This window comes from Pseudarthrobacter sp. DSP2-3-2b1 (genome assembly GCF_049895945.1).
Taxonomy (GTDB): Bacteria; Actinomycetota; Actinomycetes; order Actinomycetales; family Micrococcaceae; genus Arthrobacter.
This window is the reverse complement of sequence record NZ_JAFCTI010000020.1, coordinates 21,111-45,531: the sequence shown is the minus strand read 5'-3', so window position 1 is coordinate 45,531 and position 24,421 is coordinate 21,111. Positions and strand designations below refer to the sequence as shown.

At 63.9% G+C, this 24,421-nt stretch carries 20 protein-coding genes and 2 pseudogenes; 4 read left to right on the top strand and 18 right to left on the bottom strand.

The features are described from left to right. The 5 genes and pseudogenes from ACP7AX_RS18410 to ACP7AX_RS18390 all read right to left on the bottom strand — a co-directional run. Positions 1-431, bottom strand: a pseudogene (locus ACP7AX_RS18410) (hypothetical protein); the annotation flags it as partial. 229 nt (positions 432-660) lie between these two features. Then, positions 661-1,977, bottom strand: coding sequence for a GNAT family N-acetyltransferase (locus ACP7AX_RS18405; protein WP_131683383.1), 1,317 nt, complete (start codon positions 1,975-1,977; stop codon positions 661-663). A 113-nt stretch (positions 1,978-2,090) separates the two neighbouring features. Continuing rightward, the gene (locus ACP7AX_RS18400) at positions 2,091-3,467 is read right to left on the bottom strand and encodes an FAD-binding oxidoreductase (protein ID WP_426228543.1); all 1,377 of its coding nucleotides are present in this window, start codon (positions 3,465-3,467) and stop codon (positions 2,091-2,093) included. Positions 3,468-3,805: 338 nt separating this feature from the next. Then, positions 3,806-4,306 carry a universal stress protein gene (locus ACP7AX_RS18395; protein ID WP_426228541.1) on the bottom strand — a complete coding sequence of 167 codons (501 nt, stop codon included), beginning with the start codon at positions 4,304-4,306 and terminating at the stop codon, positions 3,806-3,808. A gap of 138 nt (positions 4,307-4,444) precedes the next feature. Next, positions 4,445-6,292, bottom strand: coding sequence for a glycoside hydrolase family 15 protein (locus ACP7AX_RS18390; protein ID WP_426228539.1), 1,848 nt, complete (start codon positions 6,290-6,292; stop codon positions 4,445-4,447). 136 nt (positions 6,293-6,428) lie between these two features. Between ACP7AX_RS18390 and ACP7AX_RS18385 the strand changes: the two genes are divergently transcribed. Further along, positions 6,429-7,388 (top strand): polysaccharide deacetylase family protein, encoded by a 960-nt coding sequence (locus ACP7AX_RS18385; protein WP_426228537.1) that lies wholly within the window; start codon positions 6,429-6,431, stop codon positions 7,386-7,388. Between the two features lie 28 nt (positions 7,389-7,416). Here the strand turns inward: ACP7AX_RS18385 and ACP7AX_RS18380 are convergent, their stop codons facing one another. The 7 genes and pseudogenes from ACP7AX_RS18380 to ACP7AX_RS18350 all read right to left on the bottom strand — a co-directional run bounded on the left by ACP7AX_RS18380 (position 7,417) and on the right by ACP7AX_RS18350 (position 16,231). Further along, on the bottom strand, positions 7,417-10,815 hold the full coding sequence (locus ACP7AX_RS18380; protein ID WP_426228535.1) for a DEAD/DEAH box helicase family protein: 3,399 nt from the start codon (positions 10,813-10,815) through the stop codon (positions 7,417-7,419). A 210-nt stretch (positions 10,816-11,025) separates the two neighbouring features. After that, a complete protein-coding gene (locus ACP7AX_RS18375; protein ID WP_426228533.1) occupies positions 11,026-11,751 on the bottom strand; it encodes an HIRAN domain-containing protein in 726 nt (241 codons plus the stop codon). 1 nt (position 11,752) lies between these two features. Beyond that, a complete protein-coding gene (locus ACP7AX_RS18370) occupies positions 11,753-12,625 on the bottom strand; it encodes a HipA domain-containing protein (protein ID WP_426228531.1) in 873 nt (290 codons plus the stop codon). A gap of 2 nt (positions 12,626-12,627) precedes the next feature. Continuing rightward, positions 12,628-13,350, bottom strand: coding sequence for a restriction endonuclease (locus ACP7AX_RS18365; protein WP_426228529.1), 723 nt, complete (start codon positions 13,348-13,350; stop codon positions 12,628-12,630). Positions 13,351-13,420: 70 nt separating this feature from the next. Then, a pseudogene (locus ACP7AX_RS18360) lies at positions 13,421-13,519 on the bottom strand (hypothetical protein); the annotation flags it as partial. Between the two features lie 47 nt (positions 13,520-13,566). Further along, complete coding sequence (locus ACP7AX_RS18355) at positions 13,567-14,739, bottom strand: restriction endonuclease subunit S (protein ID WP_426228527.1); 1,173 nt, start codon at positions 14,737-14,739, stop codon at positions 13,567-13,569. After that, positions 14,732-16,231 carry a type I restriction-modification system subunit M gene (locus tag ACP7AX_RS18350; protein WP_426228525.1) on the bottom strand — a complete coding sequence of 500 codons (1,500 nt, stop codon included), beginning with the start codon at positions 16,229-16,231 and terminating at the stop codon, positions 14,732-14,734. Before ACP7AX_RS18350 ends, ACP7AX_RS18355 begins: the two co-directional genes overlap by 8 nt. 141 nt (positions 16,232-16,372) lie before the next feature. Here ACP7AX_RS18350 and ACP7AX_RS18345 point away from each other — a divergent pair, with 141 nt between their 5' ends. Then, on the top strand, positions 16,373-16,651 hold the full coding sequence (locus ACP7AX_RS18345) for a type II toxin-antitoxin system Y4mF family antitoxin (RefSeq protein WP_426228523.1): 279 nt from the start codon (positions 16,373-16,375) through the stop codon (positions 16,649-16,651). Then, positions 16,648-17,922: a type II toxin-antitoxin system HipA family toxin gene (locus ACP7AX_RS18340; RefSeq protein WP_426228521.1), complete on the top strand. Its 1,275-nt coding sequence runs from the start codon at positions 16,648-16,650 to the stop codon at positions 17,920-17,922. Before ACP7AX_RS18345 ends, ACP7AX_RS18340 begins: the two co-directional genes overlap by 4 nt. Before the next feature lie 62 nt (positions 17,923-17,984). Here ACP7AX_RS18340 and ACP7AX_RS18335 read toward each other — a convergent pair whose 3' ends face one another. Further along, a complete protein-coding gene (locus ACP7AX_RS18335; protein ID WP_426228519.1) occupies positions 17,985-18,638 on the bottom strand; it encodes an SRPBCC family protein in 654 nt (217 codons plus the stop codon). Between the two features lie 91 nt (positions 18,639-18,729). Next, entirely contained in the window at positions 18,730-19,347 is a 618-nt protein-coding gene (locus tag ACP7AX_RS18330; protein ID WP_131683374.1) for a uracil-DNA glycosylase, read from the bottom strand. A 127-nt stretch (positions 19,348-19,474) separates the two neighbouring features. Here ACP7AX_RS18330 and ACP7AX_RS18325 point away from each other — a divergent pair, with 127 nt between their 5' ends. Next, entirely contained in the window at positions 19,475-20,002 is a 528-nt protein-coding gene (locus ACP7AX_RS18325) for a hypothetical protein (RefSeq protein WP_426228517.1), read from the top strand. On the opposite strand, the gene ACP7AX_RS18320 is transcribed toward ACP7AX_RS18325, so the two are convergent. From ACP7AX_RS18320 to ACP7AX_RS18305, 4 genes are all read right to left on the bottom strand, one after another. Then, positions 19,999-21,462 (bottom strand): amidohydrolase family protein, encoded by a 1,464-nt coding sequence (locus tag ACP7AX_RS18320; RefSeq protein WP_426228515.1) that lies wholly within the window; start codon positions 21,460-21,462, stop codon positions 19,999-20,001. The genes ACP7AX_RS18325 and ACP7AX_RS18320 overlap by 4 nt on opposite strands. Next, positions 21,459-21,842: a S4 domain-containing protein gene (locus ACP7AX_RS18315; protein WP_131683372.1), complete on the bottom strand. Its 384-nt coding sequence runs from the start codon at positions 21,840-21,842 to the stop codon at positions 21,459-21,461. Before ACP7AX_RS18315 ends, ACP7AX_RS18320 begins: the two co-directional genes overlap by 4 nt. A 400-nt stretch (positions 21,843-22,242) precedes the next feature. After that, positions 22,243-23,247 carry an aldo/keto reductase family protein gene (locus ACP7AX_RS18310; RefSeq protein ID WP_426228513.1) on the bottom strand — a complete coding sequence of 335 codons (1,005 nt, stop codon included), beginning with the start codon at positions 23,245-23,247 and terminating at the stop codon, positions 22,243-22,245. Between the two features lie 77 nt (positions 23,248-23,324). Next, a complete protein-coding gene (locus ACP7AX_RS18305; RefSeq protein WP_426228511.1) occupies positions 23,325-24,389 on the bottom strand; it encodes an aldo/keto reductase in 1,065 nt (354 codons plus the stop codon). Positions 24,390-24,421: the final 32 nt, after the last annotated feature.

Here is a 24,421-nt window from a genome sequence, read left to right as displayed (position 1 = left end):
CCGGCGGTCCGTTCGCTGATCGTCAGGACACAGGCGACCTCAGCCACGACCGCCATCTCGTGGGCCCCATCAGACATAACAGGTGACGCCAAGGCCTGGGCCGTGGCTGCGTAGCCTGCGGCCGCATGGACCATCACCGCGGCGACCTGCGCATTGATCCGGGTAGTCAGAGCCAGCGTATCCAGCCAGCCATCAGCCTCCCGGCGCAACGGATCATCATCACCACACGCCGCCAGCTCAGCAGAATCAGCAGACTCAGCTGGCCCGGCAAAGTCTGCGTTCCCCGTGAACCCGGCGGAGTCGGTGAACCCCGCGGGCCCAGCCAGCCCGGGCACGTCCGCAGAGTGAATCCCGCGCTTAGCCGCAGCGAGCAGTAAAGCGGCGGAAGCATAAACAGCCTCCGCCGCCTCAACCGCTGCCCTGTTTCCCATAACCCCATCATTCCGTGGGGTTCCGAGAGCCACCCGGAGGATGATGGCCTATGTGGATAACTAACGCAATGGATAACGGCGGTTGTGGATAACTGACGGCTCTGGATAACCCGCCGCCGTGGATAACCAGCCGCCCCTGCAAACCAGCCGCCGTGGATATCCAGCCCGTGTGGACGAACAGCCCCCGCAGAAAGCCCGAGCCGGGAGCCGAGTACCGCGAACCCTGCGGCTACACCCGGCCCAAGGCGTCGATGTCCTCGAGGAACTGCTCGTGGACTTCCTGGCTGACGGTGGTCCGCGTTTCGCCGATCGCGTCGAGATAGTCCTGCGTGCAGGGCCCCTTCCGCACCGCCTCGCGGACTGAAAGGCTACCGCCGGAAGCCGCGCCGCCGTCGTCGTACACTGCTTTTTCCAAGGCACGCTGGGAGGCGCTCCGGGCCGCGTACTCAATGTCCGCAGGGGAGAAACCGTCAGTCCGTTCCACCAAAAGCTCCACGTCAACGTCGTCCACCACGGTGGCGGGGATGAAGCGCTGCCACATCGCCTCGCGGGCCTGGCGGTCGGGGAGGCCGATGGGGATGACGTAGTCGAACCGGCCGTGGCGGAGGAATGCCGTGTCCAGGGCGCGGATGAAGTTGGTGGCGCAGACCAGCAGGCGGCCCGGCTGTTCGCGGAAGGCAGGGATGATCTTCAGCAGCTCGTTCGTGACGCCCTGCAGCGGCGACGGCGGCTCACCGGACCGCTGCGAGGCGATTTCCTCCACCTCGTCGATGAACACCACGGCGTGCTCCAGCTCGGCGATCTCCAGGAACGTCTCGCGCAGTGCGCCGGCGAGGCCCTTGGGATCGGAGGCCAACCGGGACGGGAAGACCTCCACAAACGGCCACTCCAGCCGGGACGCGATGGCCTTCGCGAACGTGGTCTTGCCGGTGCCCGGAGGGCCAAACAGCACCACAGCGCGCGGCGGCACCACACCGTACTCATCCGCGAGATCGGCCTCGGCAAGCGGGAGGACCAGCCTCCGTTCGAGGAGTTCCTTCTCATTGCGCATTCCGGCCACCCTGTCCCAGAGGTCGCGTGCCAGGATCCGCCCGCCCAGCTGGCCCAGCGCACCCAGTTCCTGGCGTTGCACCGGGATGGTCCGCTCGAAGTAGCGCAGGTTCTTTTTGAGTGCGAAACCGCGGCTGAGGAACGCCTCCACGCGGGTCTCGGACTCGGGCATCAGGGCGGACAGTTTGTTCAGCCCGTGCGGCGCCATCCGGTTTTCGACGGCGGCGAGCAACGAGGTGCCGATCCCGCGGCCCCGGTACTCCGGCAGGGTGGCCAGGAAGACGATCCAGCCTTGATCGTGGGCCGCGCGGCCGACGGCGGCGCCCACCACCATGTCGCCCAGCACCGCCACCACCGCATGGTCCTTTTCGCAGGAGGCGAGGACCTCGGAGAGGGCATAAACGGGTTCCACGTTGTTGGCCTTGAGCGTCTCCCACAGGTGCAGGATCCCGTCCAGGTCCGCAGAGTGGAAGTCCCTGATCCGCCAATTGGTCATGCCGTGTCTCCCGGGTGGTTCGTCGTTGAACTGAGTGCTCTGCTGAGCATAGGCGATCACCCCGCGACGAGGGGTTGCGGGAGCGTTGCGTTACAGGCGGACCGGGAGAAGGTTCAGGCTGCCGGTTTGATGTTCTGGTTGATGTGGAACAGGTTGTCCGGATCGTATTTAGCCTTGATGCTGGCCAGCCTGTCGTAATTGCCCGAGTAGTTGTCCCTGATCCGGGACTGATCGTCGGCGTCCATGAAGTTGATGTAGGCGCCGCCGGCGCTGTGCTCATTCAGGGCAGCCGCGTAATCGCGCACCCAGCGGATGTTCGCTGCGTTGTCCGCAGGGTTTTCCCACATCCCTGCAATCACGGCAGCAAACTCAACATCCCTGTATGGGAAGGCAGTGGCGTCTTTTGCCACCCGATGGACTGCGCCGTTAATGGGGTAGAAATGGTTTGCCGTCTCCTCGCTGGGGATGGTTTCGCCGTGGTGCTTTGCCAGTTTGATGACCTCGTCAGTCATGCTGGGCAGGAACTCCGCCTTCCAGTAGGCCTGGAGTCCTTTGGGCAGCATGGGGTCAAAGAGGGTGTTCAGGGCAGGGTACGGGATGGGCCCCACAAACGAGCCGGCCACGGGTGCCACGTCAAGGAAGGGCTGCCACCGCCGCTGTCCTTCATCGTGTTGCCCCATCCAGGCGCCAACCAGGACCGCCACCGGGCGCCCGTGGTATTCCTCCGGGAGGAACGGGACCGGCGGTCCCTGGTGGATGCCAAGAAAGACCCCCAGTTCCTCCGGTGCAGTGGCGATGGTGTCGCGGTACAGCTGGCCCACAGCCTTAAAATGCTCGAGCTGGTAGATTGCGATGCCGCCATAAACGACGTCTACAGGATGCAGGGCGAACTCCAGGGAGGTCACCACTCCGAAGTTGCCGGTGCCGCCGCGGAGGGCCCAGAAGAGGTCGTCGTTTTCCGTGGCGCTGGCATGCCGGAACTTCCCGTCGGCAGTGACCACGTCCGCCGACTTCAGGTTGTCGCAGGAAAGGCCGTACTTGCGAGAGAGGTAGCCGATGCCGCCGCCCAAGGTCAGCCCCGCCACCCCGGTGGAACCTATGAGGCCGCCGGTGGTGGCCAGTCCGAATGCGTTGGTTGCGTGGTTGAAATCCGCCCACGTTGCACCCGTTTCGGACCAGGCCGTCCCTGTGGAGGGATCCACGCGGACGCCCCGGCGGTTGGTGAAATCAAGTACCAGGCCGCCGTCGCAGGTGCCGAAGCCGGGGGCGCTGTGGCCACCGCCGCGCAGGGCGATGTCCAAGCCCTCGTCACGGGCGAAATTCACTCCCGCGATCACGTCAGCCACTTGGGAGACCTGAAGGACGGCTGCCGGACGTTTGTCGATCATGCCGTTGTAGACGGCCCGGGCCGTGTCGTAATCAGGGCTGTCCGCTGTGATGAGGGGACCGCGTACTTTTTCCTGCAATGACAGAAGGGAACTGCTGTTCATGGTGAACTCCAAAGCTCCAAGATGCTCAGGTGTTCAGGCGCGCACCCGCCAGCTGGCCTTGCCCGATGTGATGTTTCGAGACCGGTGCACCGCAGCAGCGTGCGGCCTGGCCGCACGCTTCGCCGCGGCGTGCTTCATGACTGCGGGTCCGCCGAGAAGGCAGCCCAGACCGGGCACTTCAACGGGTCCGGCTATTCACCAAAATAAGCCCGCGGCATGCGGTGGTCAATGGATTTAACGTACGACGGCGGCACCTGGGTGCCGTGGAAAGGGAACCCCGGGTGCCGCCGTCGTACGCTCAGGTTCTGTCCCGAGGCCCCGTGCGGGAGCGTCAGGACCTATGCCGTGGGCGTGTTCTCACCCTTGGCTTTGTGGCCCCTCCAAAGGTGGTGCGTGCCATGGCTGCTGCCGGCGTCCGAATGGATGACCAGGACCGGGCACTCGGCATGGGAGACGCAGGCTGTACTCACAGACCCCAGGTGCATGCCGCGGATACCGCCATGCCCGCGGCGGCCCACCACCAGCATTGCGGCGCCGGCCGCAGCCTCAACCAGTTTCGCCGGCGCCGGGCCCCGGATCAGCTCCTTGCTCATGTCCTGGGGTGCGTCCGGCCCGAACGCCTTGTCGAGGCTCTCCGCCAGGGTCTTGGCCGCAGCCGCCTGGAATGCCTCGAAATCGGGTGGGACGTAGCCGGCGTACATCTGCGGAAAGTCCCAGCAGGCTACGGCGTGAAGGCGGGCGCCCAGCGCGGGCGCCAGCTGGGCTGCAAAACGCAGTGCCTGCACTGAGGCATCGGAACCGTCGACACCGACTACTACTTTGGCTTCCTTGTCCGTCATTTCCTTAAGCTCCTTTAGCTGGACTTCGCCGTTGAATCAGTAGGATGTGGCTGACGCTAGACCCGGGAATGCAGGCTTTCAAGAGCACAAGGTCCCGGGGCGGCAAGGCTGGGGAGCTCGCTGAGTGGCCGGCGGGAATCAGGACTGCGAGGCCTTGCGGCGCTGTGCCTTCAGAAGCCGCAGCCCGCTGGCCAGCACGCCGACATGGCTGAAGGCCTGGGGGAAGTTGCCGAGGAACTCCCCGGTGTCCGGGTGGATCTGTTCGGGGAACAGGCCCAGCGGGTTGGCCCGCCGGCACAGGGATTCGTAGAGTTCATGGGCTTCGTCCAGGCGTCCCTGCCCGGCAAGGTTGTCCACCATCCAGAAGCTGCAGAGCAGGAACGCACCCTCCGTTCCGGGCAGGCCGTCGGGCGACTCGGCAGGCAGGTAGCGGAACAGGAGTCCGTTGCCGGCGTCGAGGTTGGCCGATATGGCACTGGTGGTGGACACCATCCGGGGATCGTTGAACGAGATGACGTTCCTGATGGGAAGGGTCAGCAGGGCAGCGTCCAGGCCGCCCGCACCGCCCAGCTGTTCGGTGAAGGTGCGCCGTTCCGGGTTCCAGGACAGGCCGAGGGCTGCATCGTGGATTTCCCGGGCCGCCGCCTCCCAGCGCCGGCTCGGGTACGGCAGCCTGTGCTTCCGGGCGATCTGGATGGCGCGGTCCAGGGCCACATGGCACATGGCCGCAGAGTACGTGAAGGGGCGGCCGTCGCTGCGGACCTCCCACGGCCCGCTGTCCGGCGTCCTCCAGCTGGTGATGGCGGCCTCCACGATGGGCGTCAGGGTGGACCAGAGCTGGTGGTCCACGGGCTGCCCGCTGTTGGACCACTGGAAGGCGATGTCCACAATTTCACCGTAAACATCGTGCTGCAGCTGGTGCACAGCGCCGTTTCCCCAGCGGACGGGTGCGGAACCGCGGTAACCGCGAAGCACCGGATCCACCACTTCGTCCGGCGGCTGTGAACCGTCCAGCGCGTACATAACGTGAGGGACGCCGTCGCGCTCTACGTTGGTCAGCACCCAGGCGAGGAAGACATCGGCATCGCTGGGATCGCCGATCCGCCGCAGGACGTAGTTGGAGAATGACGCGTCCCGCACCCAGGTGTAGCGGTAGTCCCAGTTGCGCGGTGAGCCCGGCCATTCGGGGAGGGAGGACGTGGCCGCCGCCATGATGGCGCCCGTTTCGGCATGGTCAAGCAGCTTCAGGGTGATGGCCGAACGCTTCATCAGGTCAGCCTGGGAGCCCTCGCAGGTCAAGCCAGACGCCCACTCCCGCCAGGCCCGGACTGTCTGGTCGATGAGCTTCTTCGCATCCGGGCGCTGCCGCAGCCGGAACCGCCCGGACCAGTGCAGGGCGATGGTGATGGTTTCCCCGGCCCGGAGGGTCAGCTCGGCGCTCAGGCCGCGCCCGTCGGGTCGAAGCTCTACCGAGGACCACAGATACACCTCCTGGGTTCCGTTGACAGGCCAGTCGAACCGCCATCCGCCCGCAAGCTGGTCGAATGTGGTGCCGACTTTCGGTACCACGCTGACGCGGACCCGGATATCGCCGCCAACCGCCTGCGCGTGCCGGAGCAGCTCCGAACGGCCGGCCGGAACCGGTTCCGCTAGATCGGCCCCCGAACGCAGGGTGAGGCAATCGGTCACCTGGAGCATGCCGTGGTCAGAGAACAGCGAGGTGACCACCACGCCGGAATCCTCCGTGTACCGCTGGGTGGACGAGAGCAGCGGCAGGGGAGTGAGTTCGAACAGGCCGCCGGCCTCACTGTCCAGAATCCCGGCCAGGAACGGCGGGCTGTCGAATTCGGGCAGGCAAAGCCAGGAAATTCCGCCGTCGCGGCCAACCAGGGCACAGGTGGAGCCGTCGCCGATGAGGCCGTGGTCCTCGATGGGCAGGTACCCGTCGAGGCGCTCCACCGGGCGCGGATATGCCGGAGCATGCATGCCTGCTGGCTCCTTCGTGTGCTTCCTGTACAGCTCTATTCTCCCGCGGATTTACGGGGTTTTCCACCTGGGGTCCCCTCACAATCGGGGCCTTTCTGCTCTTCCCACCGGCCGGGGTGTGGCCGCACGCTGGAGCATGAGGCCGATCTCAACCTGGAACCGCCGTGTGGCCGCCGCAGTCCTGGCTGCCCTGCTGGTGATGGGGGCCATTGTGTGGGCAGTGGCCGTGTCCATTGCCCCGCCGGCGGGCGGCCCGGCCGTCACCCCAGCTTCGCCTTCGGTGGCGGCCTCCTCGGTTGTTCCCTCCCCAACGACGACGGCGGCACTCACCACCGCATCGCCGTCGCCGTCCGCGCCCAGCACCACAGCACTCGCCACTCCGCCCCCACCGGCGCCAAGTCCCGAACCGCCGGTGACAGAGCAGCCCCCTGCGCCGCCCGAACCGTCCCCGGCTGCGCCCTTCCCGCCCGCGCTGGTGGGCCAGGATGTTGAGGTGCTGCCGGGTGCAGGGCCTGTTGTTGCGTTGACGTTCGACGCCGGGGCCAACTCAGCCGGGCTGCCCAAGATCCTGCAGGGACTCGCTAACGGCGGCGTCCCGGCGTCGTTCTTTTTCACCGGCGACTGGGCTGCCGCGAATCCTGCCGGCGTGGCCGCAATTGTGGCGGCCGGCCACCGCGTGGGCAATCATTCGATGACGCATCCCGGTTTCACCGGACTCTCGGATGCCGGCATAGCCAATGAGGTGCAGGCGGCGGAGCAGGCCATCCTCGCCGCCGGGGGTGATCCGAGGCCGTTCTTCCGCTTTCCGTTCGGTGAGCGCGATGCCCGGACCATCGCCGCCGTGAACAACCTCGGCTACGTGCCGGTGCGGTGGACCGTGGACACGCTCGGCTGGAAGGGAACCAGCGGCGGAATCAGCGCAGGGCAGGTGGCGGACCGGGTGCTGGCTGCGCTGCGTCCTGGCGAGATCGTCCTGATGCACATCGGCTCCAACCCCGACGACGGCTCCACCCTGGACGCTGACGCCCTCCCTCAGATCATCGAGCGCGTCCGCGCTGCCGGGTACAGCTTCGTGACGCTGGACGGGCTGCTGTAGAAGGCGGAACCTGCGCTGTAGCGGAATTTCAGCTCACGCGGGCGCGGTTCTCGATACCGCGCAGGATGCCGAACAGTTTTACAACCCGATCGTCACCGAAGAGGATGTCCGGCCCGGAGGGCGCCAACTCGTTGTAGGGCGAATCGAAAAGTGCGGCGGGCGTCACCTTTCCGTTCTCCACCAGATGCGCTGTCAGGACCTGCAGGAAGTCGATTTGCTGGGCTGTCAGCGTTGTCCCGGCCACGAATTCGGCGAGTGCTTCCTCAACGGCGTCCCGATCCAGGCCGACCAGCGAACGCACATACAGCCCCAGCCCATCCGTGGCCGCCCGATCCAGATCTTCCCGGGAGCCGAGGCCGCTTTCCAGCAGAATGCGTTCCAGCTCGGAAAGGTCCAGGGCGGTCAGCTGCTTGTTCCTGCGCAGGCGCTGGATGGTGGCGTGGTCCTGATGGCCGGCGAGGTAGAGGCGGATCTTGTCGCGATACCGCTCCAAATCGATGTGGCCATTGGCCGCGCCCACGAGGTCGATCTCCGCAAGCTCCCCGAGTTCGTCCTGGAAGTTTGTGTACACCACGTTGCGTTTGCGCTTCTCGATGAGGTGGACGAGCTCACGGAGCCTGAGCCGGATCTCTTCCAGCCATTCGGCTGAGACGGACTCCCACTCGGCGTCGTCAAGGATGGCCTCGATCAATGGCAGCTGTGCTGCAATGGCAGGAATATTGGGCTGGTCCTGGAGTGCAGCGGCTACGGCCTGTATTTTCTTCCGCAACGGGCCAAGGGGCTTGCCCTGCAACGCGGCAAGTTCGGTCTGCAGGATGAGGTAATCAAAGCGCTTGGCTTCCTCTGTATCCGGCAGGGCGCCGATGGAGGCCAGGCGGGCGATGTCCGTCTCCAAAGCGTCGAAGTCCTCGCCATCCAGGGAAGCCCACGCAGTCGGCTCGGCAAATTTGTCCACCCATTTGCGTGCCGGCTTCACCAGGAAGTTCTCCAGTGGCAGCCTGCCAACCGTGTGCTTCAACGACTCCCGCAACCCAGCAACGAACGGGAGGCCTGCATCCCAGGCGAGATCCGCCGTCGTACGCAGCAACTGGACCCTGGTGGCGAAGGTGCTCTCCGCAAGCGACTTACCCAGGGACCCTTCGTTTCCCGGCATGCCGGCGTTGAAGTACTCGGCGTTGCGGCACAGGTCGAAGATGAAGAAGTCCTTCTTGTCTTCGCCTGGTCCGAAGAGGTCCGGGCAGAGGCGCGTCCCGCGGCCCACCATCTGCCAGAACTTGGTCTTGGAGCGCACCATCTTGAAAAAGACCAGGTTGACGGCTTCCGGGACGTCGATGCCCGTGTCGAGCATGTCCACCGAGATCGCGATATGCGGGTCGCCGTCGCGGCGCGAGAACTCCTCAATGAGGGCCTGCGCGTAATTCACCTGGTAGGTCACCACCCGGGCGAAATGGCCCTTGAGGTGCGGGTAGTTCTTATCGAAACGCCGTTCGATGAACTCGGCATGCTTGTTGTTCTTGGCGAAGATGATGGTCTTGCCCAGCCGGTCCCCGCCGGCCACCTTGTGGCCATGGGTCATCAGGACTTCCAACGCCTTGTCCACGGTGTCGGTGTTGAAGAGCCAGGAGTTCACGACGGCGGAATCCACGGTCTCGGGGATTTCGCCGTCCTCGTTCCAGTCGAGTTCGTCCCACTGCTCTTTTTCATGCTCTGGAAGGTCGTCGTAAGCGATGCCTTCATAAGGGAATTTGAGCGGAACCGGGACCACCCTCGGCGGGACAAGGTAGCCGGCTTCGATGGCTTCGTTCAGTTCGTAGGCGAACGTGGGTACGTTGTCCTCGATGCCGAAGAGGTTGTAGGTGTTGCGGTCCACTTCTGATTGCGGGGTGGCGGTGAGGCCGATCAGGAGCGAATCGAAGTATTCAAAGATCGCCTTGTACTTCTGGTAGATCGAGCGGTGGGCTTCGTCAACGATGATGAGATCGTAGTGGCCGATGCCGAACGTCCTCTGGCCCAGGTTTCCCTCGGTGTGGTTGATGAGATTCATCATGGTGGGGTAGGTGGCCACGTGGATGCGGCTGTCTGCTTCCTCGCCGGAGCCCAGGATAACGGGCCCGGAACCCGGGAGGTGGGTCTTGAACGCGTTCGCCGCCTGCTTGACCAGGGCAACCCGGTCGGCCAGGAACAGAACACGTTTGGCCCAGTTGGCTTCCTGCAGCAGTTTGGTGAGCGCGACGACGGTACGCGTCTTGCCGGTCCCGGTTGCCATCACCACCAGGGCTTTGCGCTCGCAGTCCGTCTCGTAGGACTCGGTGACGGCGCGGATGGCATTGTGCTGGTAGGGGCGTTCGACGATGGTGTTGTCGATCTGCTGCTGTGCCAGGGGTTTGCGGGTCTGGCGGCGGTTCACGAACAGCTGGAGCTGATCGCGCGTGTGGAAGCCGTGGACCGCCCGTTCGGGATACATGGTGTCATCCCAGATCCACGTCTCATAGCCGGACGTGTAGTAAATGATGGGCCGCCTGTTGTACCGGAGCTCCAGGCAGTCGGCGTAGAGCTTGGCCTGCTGCTTTCCCACATGCGGGTCCTTCGTGGTCCGCTTGGCTTCCACGACTGCCAGCGGCAGTCCATCCGCACCCCAGAGGACGTAATCCACGTAGCCGATGCCGCTCAGCGTGCCGCTGGTAGTGGGCATCGTGTCCACTTTGAATTCGCGGTCCTCTGTATTGGAGAGCGGCCAGCCGGCCTCCTTGAGGTCCCAGTCGATGAGGTGCTTGCGCGTCAGCGCTTCGTCGTAGTCGTGGTGGTCCGGAACCGACTGGTTCTGCTTCTTTGCTTCGGCAATTTCCGCCTGGAGCTGCTGAAGCTGGGCTGTGAGGTCCTCGTTTGCCGCTGCCGCGTTTGCGAGGGCCGCAGCTTTGGACTTGAGTTCCTCTTCCAGCTTCTGGAGCTGCTCCGGTGACTGCTGCTGGACCGGCGCCTTGGGCGCCGGGGCGAGGTGGCCGGCGTCGAACGTTAACGACGGCGGCAGCTGGCTGCCGTATTTGGCGTAGTTCCGCGCCAGCCAGTAGCAGACGTGGTGGAGTTCCTTGAGGACGATCTCGGCACCCTGGACGGTGGGGTTGACCGGGTTGTGGACGGCGTTGTTTCCGGCTTTGCGGATGATGGTGAGTTTGCTGCCGATGACGCCGCCGACGAGGTTCTTGAAGGCCGGCTCATTGAGGAGGGCGTTGAGATCCTCCTTGTAGGGAAGATTCAGGGCAGCCTCTACCTTGTACAGCCAGTCGACCAGGCGCTCAGCGGTGTAGCGGGCGTAGAACATCGACGCGCGCGGATCGATGCGGGCGAACTGCTCGGCCCGCCGCGCGTGCTGCGCCAGGTCCGGCCAATCGCCCAGCATGAACCCGAAATTGCTGTTGCCCGCCCCCATGCAGTCTTCTCCGCTCCCACATCACGATGTTCTGTGGAACAGTCAACCATGCCGGCGGGAGGGTTGGCGCCTTAGGCCACGTCCTGTCAAGCCACGTTCTTCGCGGAACTGGCGGACGAGAGGGTGGCCGCCGGACCGTTTACATGTGGCCTCCTGTAGGCGTACGGCGACTTTAGAGAATGTTGCCGTACGCACACTCTGGTGTCGCGATCAGCGGGTTTGAGTCCAAACTAGCTCGACGACGAGGCGAAGGTGTGTTCCGTCAGAGCGGGGATTCTTGCGGACAACGCGGGCTGCGAACTTGCCCGGCGTACCAATCATGTCGATGTAGTCCAACACTGGTGCTGGTACGAATCCGACTTTGTGATTTTCTGAGCACAAACCCACTGCGCGGGGGTCCTTGGTGTTTTCTGGCTCCGGGACAGTTTGCAGGGGCTGCCCCTTTGAAACCGACGTGTCAACGTGTGCCTGTGCGGTCTCCGACATATACCGTAGCCCGTGCACGGGAACCACAAATGTCAGCGTGCCACACACGAGATCGACGGAGGGCTCTTCGAAAAACTCATAGGTGTCGGACACGCGCTTGCCGAACGAATGTGCCAAGACTTCAAACGGTGCCGCGTCGGGCCGTAAATCGAGTTTGTGAAGCCACTCCTCGCGGTCTGGACGTGAAGTGCTCATGATCCGCCCGGAGAGCAGGGGGAACAACACTTTGGACGAGTAGGTCTTGGTTGGATCTGAGAATCCCGGAATGGGGCGGAAATCATCGGCGTGTACGGCAGCCGGAAAATATTGAAACTCGTATCCCTGATCTGTTGAAACAGTGCGGCCCAACAGCCGGTACGTCCGCGTCTCAGGGTTTTGCCAAGCAACGAGCAGCGCCGGCGCGCCATGCTGAACGGCGGCAGGCCGCAGATCCATCACGGGAGCAGACATCTCACGAGCCTTTCCTTGTTGAGTCGAATGATTTCTGTTGCCAACTTATCGTTTGGCGACGACATTTTTGCAGAGGTAACGATTTCCGAGACTTCGTTGAGATCCAGAGCGCGGATCTGATTGCCCCAGTGTATCGCTGCCGTGGGGTCTGCGAGCTTGCAGAATGCTGCGGCGACGTCGACCAAAGTGACTTTGGTGCAGCCTTCGAAGCGGGTTCCCCGAGCTCGCTTGACGAACGCGGAAAAAGCCTTTCTTGGCTGGACAGCAGCCCGGGAAGCTTGTCCACGTTACGGTTCACAATCCCGAGACTTGTTCCGTGGTCGTAGGACGGGGCAATGTGCACAGCACCTCCTGCATCGATTTCAAGGGCCCAGTTTTCACTGTGACGATCCTGGTTTGCGATGAGGGCGTCGAAAACCAAGTATCCCGCGAACCAGGAGGCGGCTGACATGCCCTCCTTTTCGCGTCCAATCGGCGACGTGGCCTCAGCTAGGACTTGCCCAATGTTTGCCAGGGAGTGCCCAATCCCTCCTTTGGCTTTCGGGTCGAAATCTACGGCATACTCCGAGATGAACACGGCGGCGTGGGTGAGTTGATTGCGGGGTTCCGACTTCACGTTCCGTGAGATGCAACCTATTTCGCCCAGGTATTCGGCCAGGCGCACCTCAGCGGCCGGTATCCCGACCAGCGGAGCAATCCGACTCGCGACCAGTTCAGCGGAATGTACGTTGGCACTGCGTTCGATTGGGTTCGCTTTGAACATCCAACGACTCTCGTCGGGGGCGATAAACCACCTGTTCTCGTTTTCTCCGCTCGGTTCCTCCTCGGCCCGTATCCATTGCGTGAGGTCGACGAACTCGCTGGGTTGCTCCATACCTACTCGAAGAAGTCCTCGTCCAGCTCCACCACGTCATAGCTCTGCTTCACCTGGACGCCGACGCGGTACTTGATCATCAGCGTGACCAAGCGGGCGGAGTCGATCAGGATGATCCGCGACGGAACATTCTCCGCGTATTGCCGGGCGCCCGGAGTGAAGGTGCTGGTGGTGATGAAGACGCCGCGGGAAGCTCCGACGCCGTGCAGCGCGCCCACGAAGGCCTGGATGGTTTCGCGCCCGACGTTGTTGCCGTCGGCATAGCGCTTGGCCTGCACGTAGATCCGGTCGAGGCCCAGTGCATCCTGGTCGATGACCCCATCAACGCCACCATCCCCTGAACCGCCGATCCGCCGGCCTCGCTGTTCCGCACCGCCGTAGCCCATCTTCAGAAGCAGATCGACGACGGCCTGCTCAAAGAATGCCGGGTCGCTTTCCCGCAGCCGTTGGACCAGTTCTGTTCCAGCCTCCGTCTTAATCCGCTCAATGGCTGCTTCAATCGCATCGATTGGGTCGGCGTCATCATCTAGTGCATCGGTCTCGGGTGCTGTGGAAATCTCCCTGCGGGCCGCCCGGACCTCGGCCCGGTGCTGCCGGTAGGCCTCGATCTCCCGCAGCTGGGCTTGGGCGAGGCCCTCCGGGTAGCGCAGCAGAAGTTGGCACCCGACGTCTGTGATGACATAAAGAGCATTGTCCGGCCGGGCCAACGCCGTGGCGGCGATCAAGTGCGAGATTGCTTGCCCAGCCCACGCGGCCTTTGGCTTTGAGGCTTCCGGAGTCGAGTTGGACCGCACGCTGCTCCTCAGTCAGACCGACGATGTCCATCGCCTGCTTGACCAGCTCGCTGCGGGTCCGCGAATGCCCATCGGACAGTGCCTGCAGGAGAGCCGACATGACGCCATGCCATTTCGGGATGCCATCCGGCTCGACAACGGTAGTCATCACAGTTCTCCTTTGAAGGCCCGGTCCTGGAGTGACGCGAAGAGAGCGTCAAGTTCGGCAAGGTGCTTGCGGTGGGATTCCTTCAAGCGTTCGACGGCGGCAATTCGGGTTGCGAAGTTCTGCTGGAGTTCGAGGGGAGGAAGCTTAACGGGCATTTTCTTGATGATGCCCATGTTGAGCCCGCCCATAATGGCCCCCTTTGTCGTTTGCCTCAGGTAGGCCGCCGCAGCATCAGACCTAAGGAAGTACGCGTGTAACCATTCGGGCACGGCCTGCTCAAGATCTATGGTGATGCAACACAGATGCTTGGTATTGATTGCCAAAGGAACGTCGGCGGGTACGACAGCGCACCGGCCGAGAGTTCCCATGATTGTGACAAGAAGGTCACCGGGCCGCACCGTATAGCGCTTGAGTGCGTCGTACTTTTCGAACGAAATATAGCGCCGCTCGCGCCAGACGAATTCGTTGGAGACTGCGTTGTCGATCCCCAGAACAGCCACGCCCTCCTCGGTGAACTCACTGGTGAGGAGTTGGCTGCCAAATGGGCCGGTTCGGATTGATCCCTTTGCCTTATCGGCCAGATCCTCGATTGTTGTTTCCCCCCATGAACTTGGGGCTTCGTCGAACATGGAGTGGAAGATCGACTGGGTGAGGGTGTCGAGGTGGGTGAGGGCTTCGCGGCGCTTGGTGCGGAGCTCGTCGGCCTGGTCCAGGATCGACGCAATCCGCCGCTGCTCGTCGAGGGGCGGGAGGGGAATCTGAATCGAGCGGATGCTCTTAACCGACAGGTGCTTAACTGTTGCGAATGGAGTTTGGCTCCAGATTGCCATAAGTGGTTTCGGAAGAAAGTGATATAGGTAGCGCTGATTCAGTGATTGATCTCGGGCCACGATTTTGCAAACTCGCTGGTTGAGCAGCGCAGGATCGCTTGCCCAAGTTGCTCTGTTGAAGTCGCCATCCATACCGATCAGTAGGTCCCCGCGATTCACTAGGAACCTGTCGTCGAAGGAGCCAGCAAATCGCGTCTCTGTTCGGCCTCGAACTACGTCACGGATTCGAATGACAGGCACTCCACCAGCAGTTGAAAAGAGTTTGGAGTCGAAGGGGAATCCGGACAGAATATCCGCGTGGTCTCCAAGACTGACCATCCGGGATTCGATCGGATCAGCCACGGAGAAGGTCTCTCAGCTCAGCCGTGCCGAGTGAGATCTCGGCCTCGAGCTCGTCCAGCGCTGCGAGGATTTCTGCCGGCTCAGCATGATCGACTATCTCGTGCTCGATCTCCTTGTACCGGTTCAGCGACAGGTCGTAGTCGTTTTCGACAATCTCTGACAGCGGCACACAGAATGACTGTTCGGTCCGCGCCCTGGTGAGTTCCGCCGTCGTGCGTTCACTCCAGCGGGAGAGGACATCGGGGAGATCTGAGGTGCCCAGCGGTGTGCGCTTGTCGTCGAGACTGAAGCCGTCGGACTTCACGTCGTAAAACCACACGTTGTCCGTACCGCCAGAGTTGGTCTTGGTGAAGAAGAGGATGGCCGTGGATACTCCGGCATAAGGCTTGAAGACACCGGAGGGGAGCTTTACGACGGCGTCGAGCTTGTGGTCCTCAACGAGCATTTTGCGCAGCTGCTTGTGGGCATTGCTGGATCCGAAAAGCACGCCGTCCGGGACGATCACGGCTGCGCGTCCGCCCGGTTTGAGCAGCTTGATAAACAGGGCCAGGAAGAGCAGCTCGGTCTTCTTGGTTTTGACCACGCTGAGGAGGTCCTTGGCCACATTGTCGTAATCCAGGCTGCCCGCGAACGGCGGGTTGGCGAGGATGACGTTGTACTTCTCTTCCTCGGATTCGTGCAGATTCGCCAACGAATCCCGGTAGGAGATGTCCGGGTTCTCCACTCCGTGCAGCAGCATGTTCATGGAGCCGATCCGGAGCATGGTGGAGTCGAAGTCGAAGCCGTGGAACTGGTGGTTGTGGAAGAACTTGCCGGTCTCGTCGTTGGTGAGCAGGTTTGTGTTGTGCTTACGCAAGTAGTCACCGGCTTGGACCAGGAAGCCGCAGGTGCCGGACGCGGGGTCGCAGATCGCTTCCAAGGGCTTCGGGGCAGCCATTGCCACCATGAGGTCGATGATGTGGCGCGGCGTGCGGAACTGCCCGTTGGTGCCGGCCGAGGCGAGTTTGGACAGCATGTACTCGTAGAGATCGCCCTTGGTGTCCTTGCCGTCCATGTTGATGCTGTCGACGATATCCACGACCTGCTTCAGGACGCCCGCGTTGGGAATCTTGAACTGCGCATCCTTCATGTGATGGCTGTAGGTGGAATCTTCGCCGTTGGCCAGCTTGGGGAGCTCATTCCGGAGGAACGGGAAGACATTCTGCGAGAAGACGGTGTACATCTCACTTTGGGAAAAGTCCTTGAACCTGGACCAGCGGAGGTCGGCGTAGGGGCGGCCCATGGGATCGAGGCCGTCCGGGAATACGGCGTTCTGGAGGGGCTGGCCGAGGAGGTTGGCCCGCTTCTCCTCGCGCGTGTGGTTCTCGTCCAGGCGCTTCAGAAAGAGCAGGTACGTGATCTGTTCGATGACTTCCAGCGGGTTGGAGATACCGCCGCTCCAGAACGTATTCCAGACTTTGTCTACTTGGGACTTGATTTCACCTGTGATCACCAGAGTGAGTTTAGTGCTCCATATAGAGCGGCCGAGCCCATATGGACTAGATCCGGTACGTACGTGCCGTAAATGCCCTTGTGCGGGGTAGTCCATCCTTCTTATAGTTGAACCCTCAGGGATATCGGTACGTTCGTGCCTATGAAGGTGATTATGAAGGAAACGCTCTCAGCACACATCGCCGCGGAAGTCCGCGCCCGCCGCGCCGCTCTCCGCCTGACGCAGCAGGACCTCGCCGACATGGCAGGCGTCTCCGAGCGCTTTGTCAGGTTTTTGGAGAAGGGGAAACCGAGCGTTCAGCTGGATTCACTGACCACCGTCCTGGAAACCCTGGGCCTCGAGCTCCGGCTCGCCGCCAGGTCCAGCGAAGCTGCCAAAGCCCTCACACGCGAAACCATCCCTGAAGAAGCAGGGCAATGAAGCACCGGGTCGCCGATATCTACAAAGCAGGGGTGCTCGCCGCGCGGCTGGAACGCCACGACGGCGGGACCAGGTTCAGCTACCTGCCGGCCTATCTCGCGTCCGGGGGACCCGCCGTCGCCAGTTCCCTTCCCCTGACCAGTGAGCCGGTCTTCTCCGCGGCTGGGGCGGCGCCGCCCTACTTCACCGGACTGCTGCCGGAGGGCCGGAGGCTGAATGCACTGCGGCGGTCCATCAAAACCAGCGCCGACGACGACCTTTCGCTCCTGATTGCCGCCGGCGGGAACCCTGTGGGCGACGTGCAGATCGTAGGGCACGGCGAACCGTTGGACCCCGACGAGCACGCGGTCGAGGTGGACACCAAACTGCCGGTGGACTTTGACCAGCTGCTGGGGGATCCGGACCTGATCGATCCCGTGGCGCTGGCCGGGGTGCAGGACAAGCTGTCCGCCGGGATGATCTCGCTCCCCGTGGCCAGCGCCGGCAGGCGGTTCATCCTCAAGCTCAACGCCCCCGAATTCCCGCACGTAGTGGAGAACGAGCTGGTGATGTTCCGGTACGCGGCCAAACTGCGGATCCCGCTGAGCACGGTAGAGCTGATCCGGGATGTTGCCGGCAGGCCGGGCCTTCTGGTGGAGCGCTTCGACAGGGTTCCGGTTCCCGGCGGACAGTCCCACGAAGTTCAGCGGCTCGCCGTCGAAGACGGGGCGCAGGTCCTCAAGCTGTATCCGGCGGACAAGTACAACGTAGGCTTCGGGACGGTGTGCCACGCCCTCGCTGACTACTGCGCTGCACCCCTGCCGGCACTCCGCAACCTCGCCATCCAAGGCGCGTTTGCGTGGCTGAGCGGCAACGGGGACCTGCACGCGAAGAATGTGTCCATGGTCCAGCAGCCGCACGGCGAGTGGACCATCGCGCCCGTGTACGACATCCCCTCCACAGTGGTCTACGGGGACAAAACACTGGCCCTGACGCTGAACGGCAAGCGGAGCGGCATTTCCCGCCGCCACTTCCTCGGCTGGGCCAAGGACCTGGGCCTTACCGAGCGCACGGCAGTCCAGGTCCTGGAAGTGGCCATTAAGGCGTCAGGTCCGCTGATCGCGGATCTCGAGGCGGGCACCGCTTTCGCGGGCGTCAGTAGTGGCCGCAAGAATAGTGCCGGCAGGAACACTGCAGGCAGGAACGACGACGGCGGCTCGCCGTTCCCGGACATGGTCACCAGGGCGTGGGTCAAGGAGCTCAAGCACCGGCGGCGCTTGCTGGAAGCCTGACCCGGCAGCGGTGACTGACGCGCATAGGTGAGCGCCGCCGTCGTGCTCGCAGAAACGAGCTGTCAGAACGAGCCGCTGGTGGGTGGTGGCAGTATGTAGCCTTCATCCCGGTGGCGGGCCTTGCGTTCGGCCGCGCTGTAGTTCTCGCCTTCGGCCGTTTCGTCCGACTCGCCCTCGAAATCGACCAGGCCGTTGGTCTGGTCGAACGGGTGGGAGAATCTGCTGGCGCCGGCTGCTGTCCCCAGGGTTGTTCCGCTTTCAGAGCCGGGGACCGATTTCCGCCAGGCCCCGGTGGCATGCCCCTCGTGTTCGATGAATTCCTTGAACTTCTTCAGATCGTGCTCTGCCTGCCGCGCCACCACGTGGAGCAGGTCGCCGACCTTTTCCACAATGCCCTCAGGCTGGTATTCGAGAGTGAGTGACAGCTGCGTTTTGTTTCCGCCCGCATCCTGGAAGTCCACCGCACCCGAGTTCGTGGCGCCTTCGGTGGAGGTCCACGCCACCCTGCTGTCCGGAACCTGCTCGACGATCCTGGCTTCCCATTGCCTCCGGACCCCGGCGATGTGTGCCACCCACTTCAGCCGGTCAGCGCTGAGTTGCGTCACACTTTCCACGCCGCCCATAAAATGCGGAAAGTCCTCGAACTGGGTCCACTGGTTGTAGGCAGTGCCGACCGGCACGTCTACGACAATCCGCTTCGTTACTGTCGTGCTCACAGCGTCTCCTTCGACCGGAACCGAATCTGACGAGCAGTCTTACGTCATCAGTAGGCTCAACATAGCGCCGTCGGAGTCAGGGGGCCAGAGCCTAAAGGTGCTGGATGCCCGCCCGCTGCATGGCGTCCTTGTAGACATCCACGCTCTTGGCCAGGAGGTCCTCCTGCTTGGCTTCGGAAACAGCAAAGGCCCGCCCGCCGAGCGCGCTGGCCTTGTAGATCTTGATGCCGCTGTTCTTCAGGGAAGAGTGATAGGTCTTCTCGAAAAGGGTAAGGAACGTGGAGGCATCCGTGCCGTGGGCAATGACTGCCGAAACGCGCCGGTTGATCTTCAGGAACTGGCGGAAGGGGCGCAGGCCGTCGGTTTTTTCCTGGACGTTCAGTGCCGAGGGGAGATCGGCGTCGCGCACCCACGGGTAGGCGTTCCACGGCATCACGTAGCGCGGATCAAGCTCGGCAAGTTCGTAGATCTGCGTTGCGCGGCGGGCTGCTTCATCATCGTTGAAATGTGAGACGAAGCCGGATTCGGTGCCCTTGCCGGGGCTGACATGGAGGCTGACGATCCGGCATTCGTCCTCGTCATGCACGGGGTCGATGTACGGGACGACGGACCCTGGCTTCTTTTCCATCAGTTCATCGCAGAGTTGCGTCACCGCCGCGATGTTTGGTTCCTGTAGCAGGGCCTTTTTTTCGTCCCAGTCAATCGTCACGATCTCTCCCTCAGCAGCACGGCGTCCAGAATCAGGCGTCTTGTTCCACTCTACGCTTTTGGGCGTGGGGGTGCGCAGGGTGATTTCGCTCCTCCGCGTTGGCGCCCCGCGGGGTAACGTCATTTGGATGGACAGGAAAACGCTCAAAGAGGACGGGTTTGCCGGCTTCAGGACCCTCGGCAGCCTGGAGATCATGAGAGTGCCGCAGGGGACCGGTTTGTTCGCCGTGCTGCGGCCCAATGAGTACGAGCCGCATTTCCTGAAGAAAAGCACCGCCGGCATCTTCAAGAAGAAGGACCCCAGCCTGCCCCCGGAGCCCCTCCTGGCTGAATGGGTGGACGGGGCCGACATCCTCTACATCGGCAAGGCAGGGCCCGGGAGCAAAGGCAACCGGGGACTCCGGCGTCAGATCCAGGAGTTCCTCGACTTCGGCCAGGGGAAACCGCCGGGCCACTGGGACGGTCGGCTCATCTGGCAATTGACCCACACGGATGCGCTCATCATCGCGTGGAAAGAGCTGCCCGCCGAGGAACTGAACAACGCGGAAGCGCGGTACCACGCAGAGTTTGTCGAGGCCTACGGGAAGCTGCCGTTTGCGAACCTGGTCCAGGCGAGAACGAAGGACCAGCGTCCGGAAACCGGGATCCCGAACTAGGCCAAGCCGCCGTCGAACGTGAACCTGCCGGCCAGCAGCGTGGCGGCCACAGGCATGATGGCCAAGGCGGCGTCCGGGACGGTGAGCGGATCGGCGTCGAGCACTGTAAGGTCGGCGGGATCGCCAACCCGGATGCCGGCGCGTCCCCGCGCGGACGCGGTCAGTGCCTGCTGCCGGGTCATGGCCTCCGCAGGATGCCAGGGCCCACGTCCGTCGGGGCGGGCGCGGGTGGTGGCGGACGAGATGGCGGCCCACGGATCCAGCGGCGCAACGGGAGCGTCCGAACCGAGGGCCAGGGTTGCGCCGGCATGGAGCAGGGACCGCAGCGGAAAGGCCCGGTCGGTGCGGCCGGGCCAGTTGGACTCGGCGGCGTCGCGGTCATCCAGGGCGTGAACGGGCTGGACGCTGGCGGTGACGCCCAGTTGGCCAAAGCGGGGAAGGTCCTGTATCCGAATAAACTGGGCGTGCTCGATCCGGCCCCCTATGCCGGCACGCTCGAACGCGTCCAAAGCCACCTGGTTGGCGGCGTCCCCAATGGCATGGACTGCCGGGACGAAGCCGGCCGCCCCCGCGCGGCCCAGCAACCCGAGAAGTTCCTCTTCGCTCACGGTGAGCAGGCCATGCCCGCCGTGGGGATAAGGGTCCACGCAGTAGGCCGTGCGGGTGTTCAGCGAACCATCGATCAGCACCTTCAGCGGGCCGGTCCGCAATAGCCCACTGCCGCCGTCGACCTCCTGGCCGGTGCGCATCCCCAAACTGACCGCCCGCTCCAGATCCTCCGGATAGACGCCGGCATCAACGCGGAGCGCATCGAATCCGTCCGCAATCCGGCGCAGCCACGGCTCGCGGTTCCACGTCATTTCGAAATCAACCACGCCCACCACGCCGCGGGCGGCCGCGTCCCGCGCTGATTCCAGGACCCACGCGTCAACAACACTGTCCGGCAGTTTTCCGAGCTCCCGGGTCAGGGCGAACGCCGGTTCTTCGCGGAGCAAACCGCTGACATCCGGCTCCACAGAATAGCGGCGGGCCGCGGCACTGTTCAGCCACACGCAATGGAGGTCGTGGCTGATCAAAACCGTCGGCTGGTTGCCGGTTACGGCGTCGAGCATTTCCAGGGTGGGAACATCCGGCCAGAGTGCGTCGCGGAAGCCCACGCCAACGGTGGTGATTGAAGGGTCAGCAGCAGATGCATGGGAACGCACGACGGCGGCTGCCGCGCCCGCGGTGGCGGCCCCCGAGAGATCCAGCCGGTTGGTGTGCAGGGCCCACTGGGTCATGTGGACGTGCTCATCCCAGAGCCCGGGAATGACGTAGCGGCCGTCGAGATCGACCACTTCGACGCCGGCAGGCAAGTCTCCACCGGAGCTGATCCCGGCCACGGCGCCGTAGCGGAGATGCAGGTTAACAGGCCCGGCCGCGCCCGGCTGCCGTGCTCCTGCCAAAACCAGCTCTGTCACGCCGGGCCCTTGAGCCGTTCCATCTCGCGGCGGTCCTTCTTCGTGGGCCGGCCCGCACCGCGGTCCCGCTGGGGGAGGCCCAGTGCCGGCGCAACCGGCCGCGGCGGCGTGTGGTCCGTGAAACAGTGCGATGCGGCTTCGGCGCCCACGCGTTTGGCGATCAGGCGGCGGACTTCAAGGGTGCGCTCGAATCCTGACATCCGGATGGTGACCGTATCGCCGGTGACAAGCGTGGCCGACGCCTTGGCAGGGCTGCCGTTCAGCCGCACGTGTCCGGCCCGGCACGAGGCAGTGGCCAGGGAGCGGGTTTTGTAGGCGCGGATGGCCCACAACCACGCATCGATGCGGACGCTGGCGGGGGAGGAAGGAAGGCTGGTCATGGCTGGCACCGAGTATACGGCGTGCCCGTGTGAAGGCCCGGGGCTACCGGGGAGCGCCGGATGAAACAGAAGTGCATGCACTATGCATGCACTGGGAGTGGGCTGGGTTCATGAGTGTAGCCATCACAGTGAGGAACGTGCCTGACGAGGTCCATGCCAGGCTGACCGGATCTGGGAGCTGCGGGGTTCGGTGACCTCGTACGACGCCGCGTTTGTGGCGCTCGCCGAAAGGCTTAGTGTTCCGCTGCTGACGCTTGACGCCCGGCTCGCCTCAGCGCCGGGTCCCAGCGCGCCTTCCTGACCGGACGCGCGGCGGACTGAGGCCCCGCTGATGCGCGAACACCAGCGGGGCCCCGCCTTCCAGCTCCGGCGCACGGCCAGAAGGCGGGTCATCGAACTGCTAGGCCTGGCGGGTTGCGGGGGACTGGGTGTGCGCCGGATCACGTTCGGCCACGGAGCCCACGGCGTCATCGATTTTCTTCATCACGTCAGGCTCCAGGACAATCCCGGCGGCGGCCACGCTGTCCGCAATCTGCTCAGGGCGGGACGCGCCGACGATCGCTGAGGCCACGTTGGGGTTCTGCAGGACCCAGGCCACGGCGAGCTGCGGCATGGACAGCCCGGCCTCCGCCGCGATGGGCTTGAGCTCCTGGACTGCAGCGAGTACGTCGTCGCGCATCCAGCGCTCGATCATCCGGGCCCCGCCCTTGCTGTCCGTGGCGCGGCTGCCTTCGGGCGCGGGCTGGCCGGGCAGGTACTTCCCGCTCAGGACGCCCTGGCCCATGGGGGACCAGACAATCTGGGAGATGCCCAGCTCTTCGGACGCCGGCACCACCTCAGCCTCGATGACCCGCCACAGCATGCTGTACTGCGGCTGGTTGGAAATCAGCTGGAAGCCCAGTTCCTTGGACAGGGCGTGGCCTTCGCGGAGCTGTTCCGCAGTCCATTCGCTGACGCCGATGTACAGCGCCTTACCCTGCCGGACAACGTCAGCGAACGCCTGCATGGTCTCTTCAAGGGGCGTTTCGAAGTCGTAGCGGTGGGCCTGGTAGAGGTCCACGTAATCCGTCTGCAGCCTCTGGAGGGAGCCGTTGATGGCCTCCATGATGTGCTTGCGGGACAGGCCCACATCGTTCTTCCCCTTGGGGCCGGTGGGGTTGTAAACCTTAGTGAAGATTTCCAGCGACTCGCGGCGCTCACCCTTCAGGGCCTCGCCCAGGACGGTTTCCGCAGCCGTGTTGGCGTAGACGTCTGCCGTGTCGAAGGTGCTGATGCCGGCGTCGAGCGCGGCCCCCACGCATTGGGTGGCGACGTCGTTCTCCACCTGTGAGCCGTGGGTCAGCCAGTTGCCGAACGTGATTTCCGAGACTTTGAAGCCGCTGTTTCCGAGGTATCTGAATTCCATGGTTTTCACGCTAGCCGAGATGCGGGCCTACGGTAAGGGCTTTCCATAACCACGACGGCGGTAGTGGGCGGAAGCGGTCAGCGGCGGCGGAGCTCCGCGTACTCCAAGGACGGCACCACGGCACCGGCGTCGCGTTCCACGAAGTTGGTCCCGGGCGGCACCAGCTCGTCGATCGCATCCAGCACCGATTCGCCCAGCAGGCTGTCCGCGGCCTTGAGGTAGGCGTGCAGGTGTTCCTCGGTGCGCGGGCCAATGATCACGCTGCTGATGGCCGGATGGTTCAGGGCAAAGCCGATGGCGAGTTCCACCAGGGAAATCTCCAGCTTGTCCGCCAGCCGCGCCAATGAGTCCGCAGCCAGGAGCTTGCGCTCGCTGGCCGGTCCGGAGATGTCGTACCGGCCAGGCAGTGAGTGCACGCGGGCCGGCGGCTTGCCGGCGTCCAGGACGAAGTCGCCGGAGAGCCAGCCGCCCGCCAGGGGACCGTACGCCAGGACTCCCAGCCCGTACTGCTGGGAGATGGGAAGGACATCGCGTTCGTTGCCACGGACCAGCATGGAATAAGGGACCTGGTTGCCTACCGGCGGGATCAGGTGGTTGGTGGTGGCGAGCCATTGGGCCTCCACCAGTTGCGCGGGGGTGAACACCGAGGTGCCGTAGTAAAGGATCTTGCCCTGCCGGATGAGGTCGTTCAGGGCTGTGATGGTTTCCAGCACGTCAGTGTTGTAGTCCGGCCGGTGCGCCTGGTACAGATCGATCCGGTCCGTCTGGAGCCGGCGGAGGCTGCCTTCCACTGCCTGCATGATCCAGCGGCGCGAGTTCCCGGAGTGGGCCGGGTTGGCGCTCATCTGGCCGTGGAATTTGGTGGCCAGGAAGACGTCGTCGCGGCGGCCGCGGAGTGCGCGTCCCACCACCTGTTCGGACTCACCCTGTGAGTAAACGTCCGCGGTGTCCACTGCGGTGATGCCGGCGTCCAGCGCGGATTGGATGATGCGGATGCTCTCCTCCGCGCCGGTGGGGGCGCTGCCTGTCGGGGCGCTGCCCGGGGAGGCGCCGGGGCCTTCGCCGAAGTTCATGGTGCCCAAAGTGAGCGGGCTGATGGGCGTGCCCGACCGGCCGAACAGACGAAGTTCGCTGAGGCTCATCCCCGGCTCCTGACGATCGATTTCCCACGCGT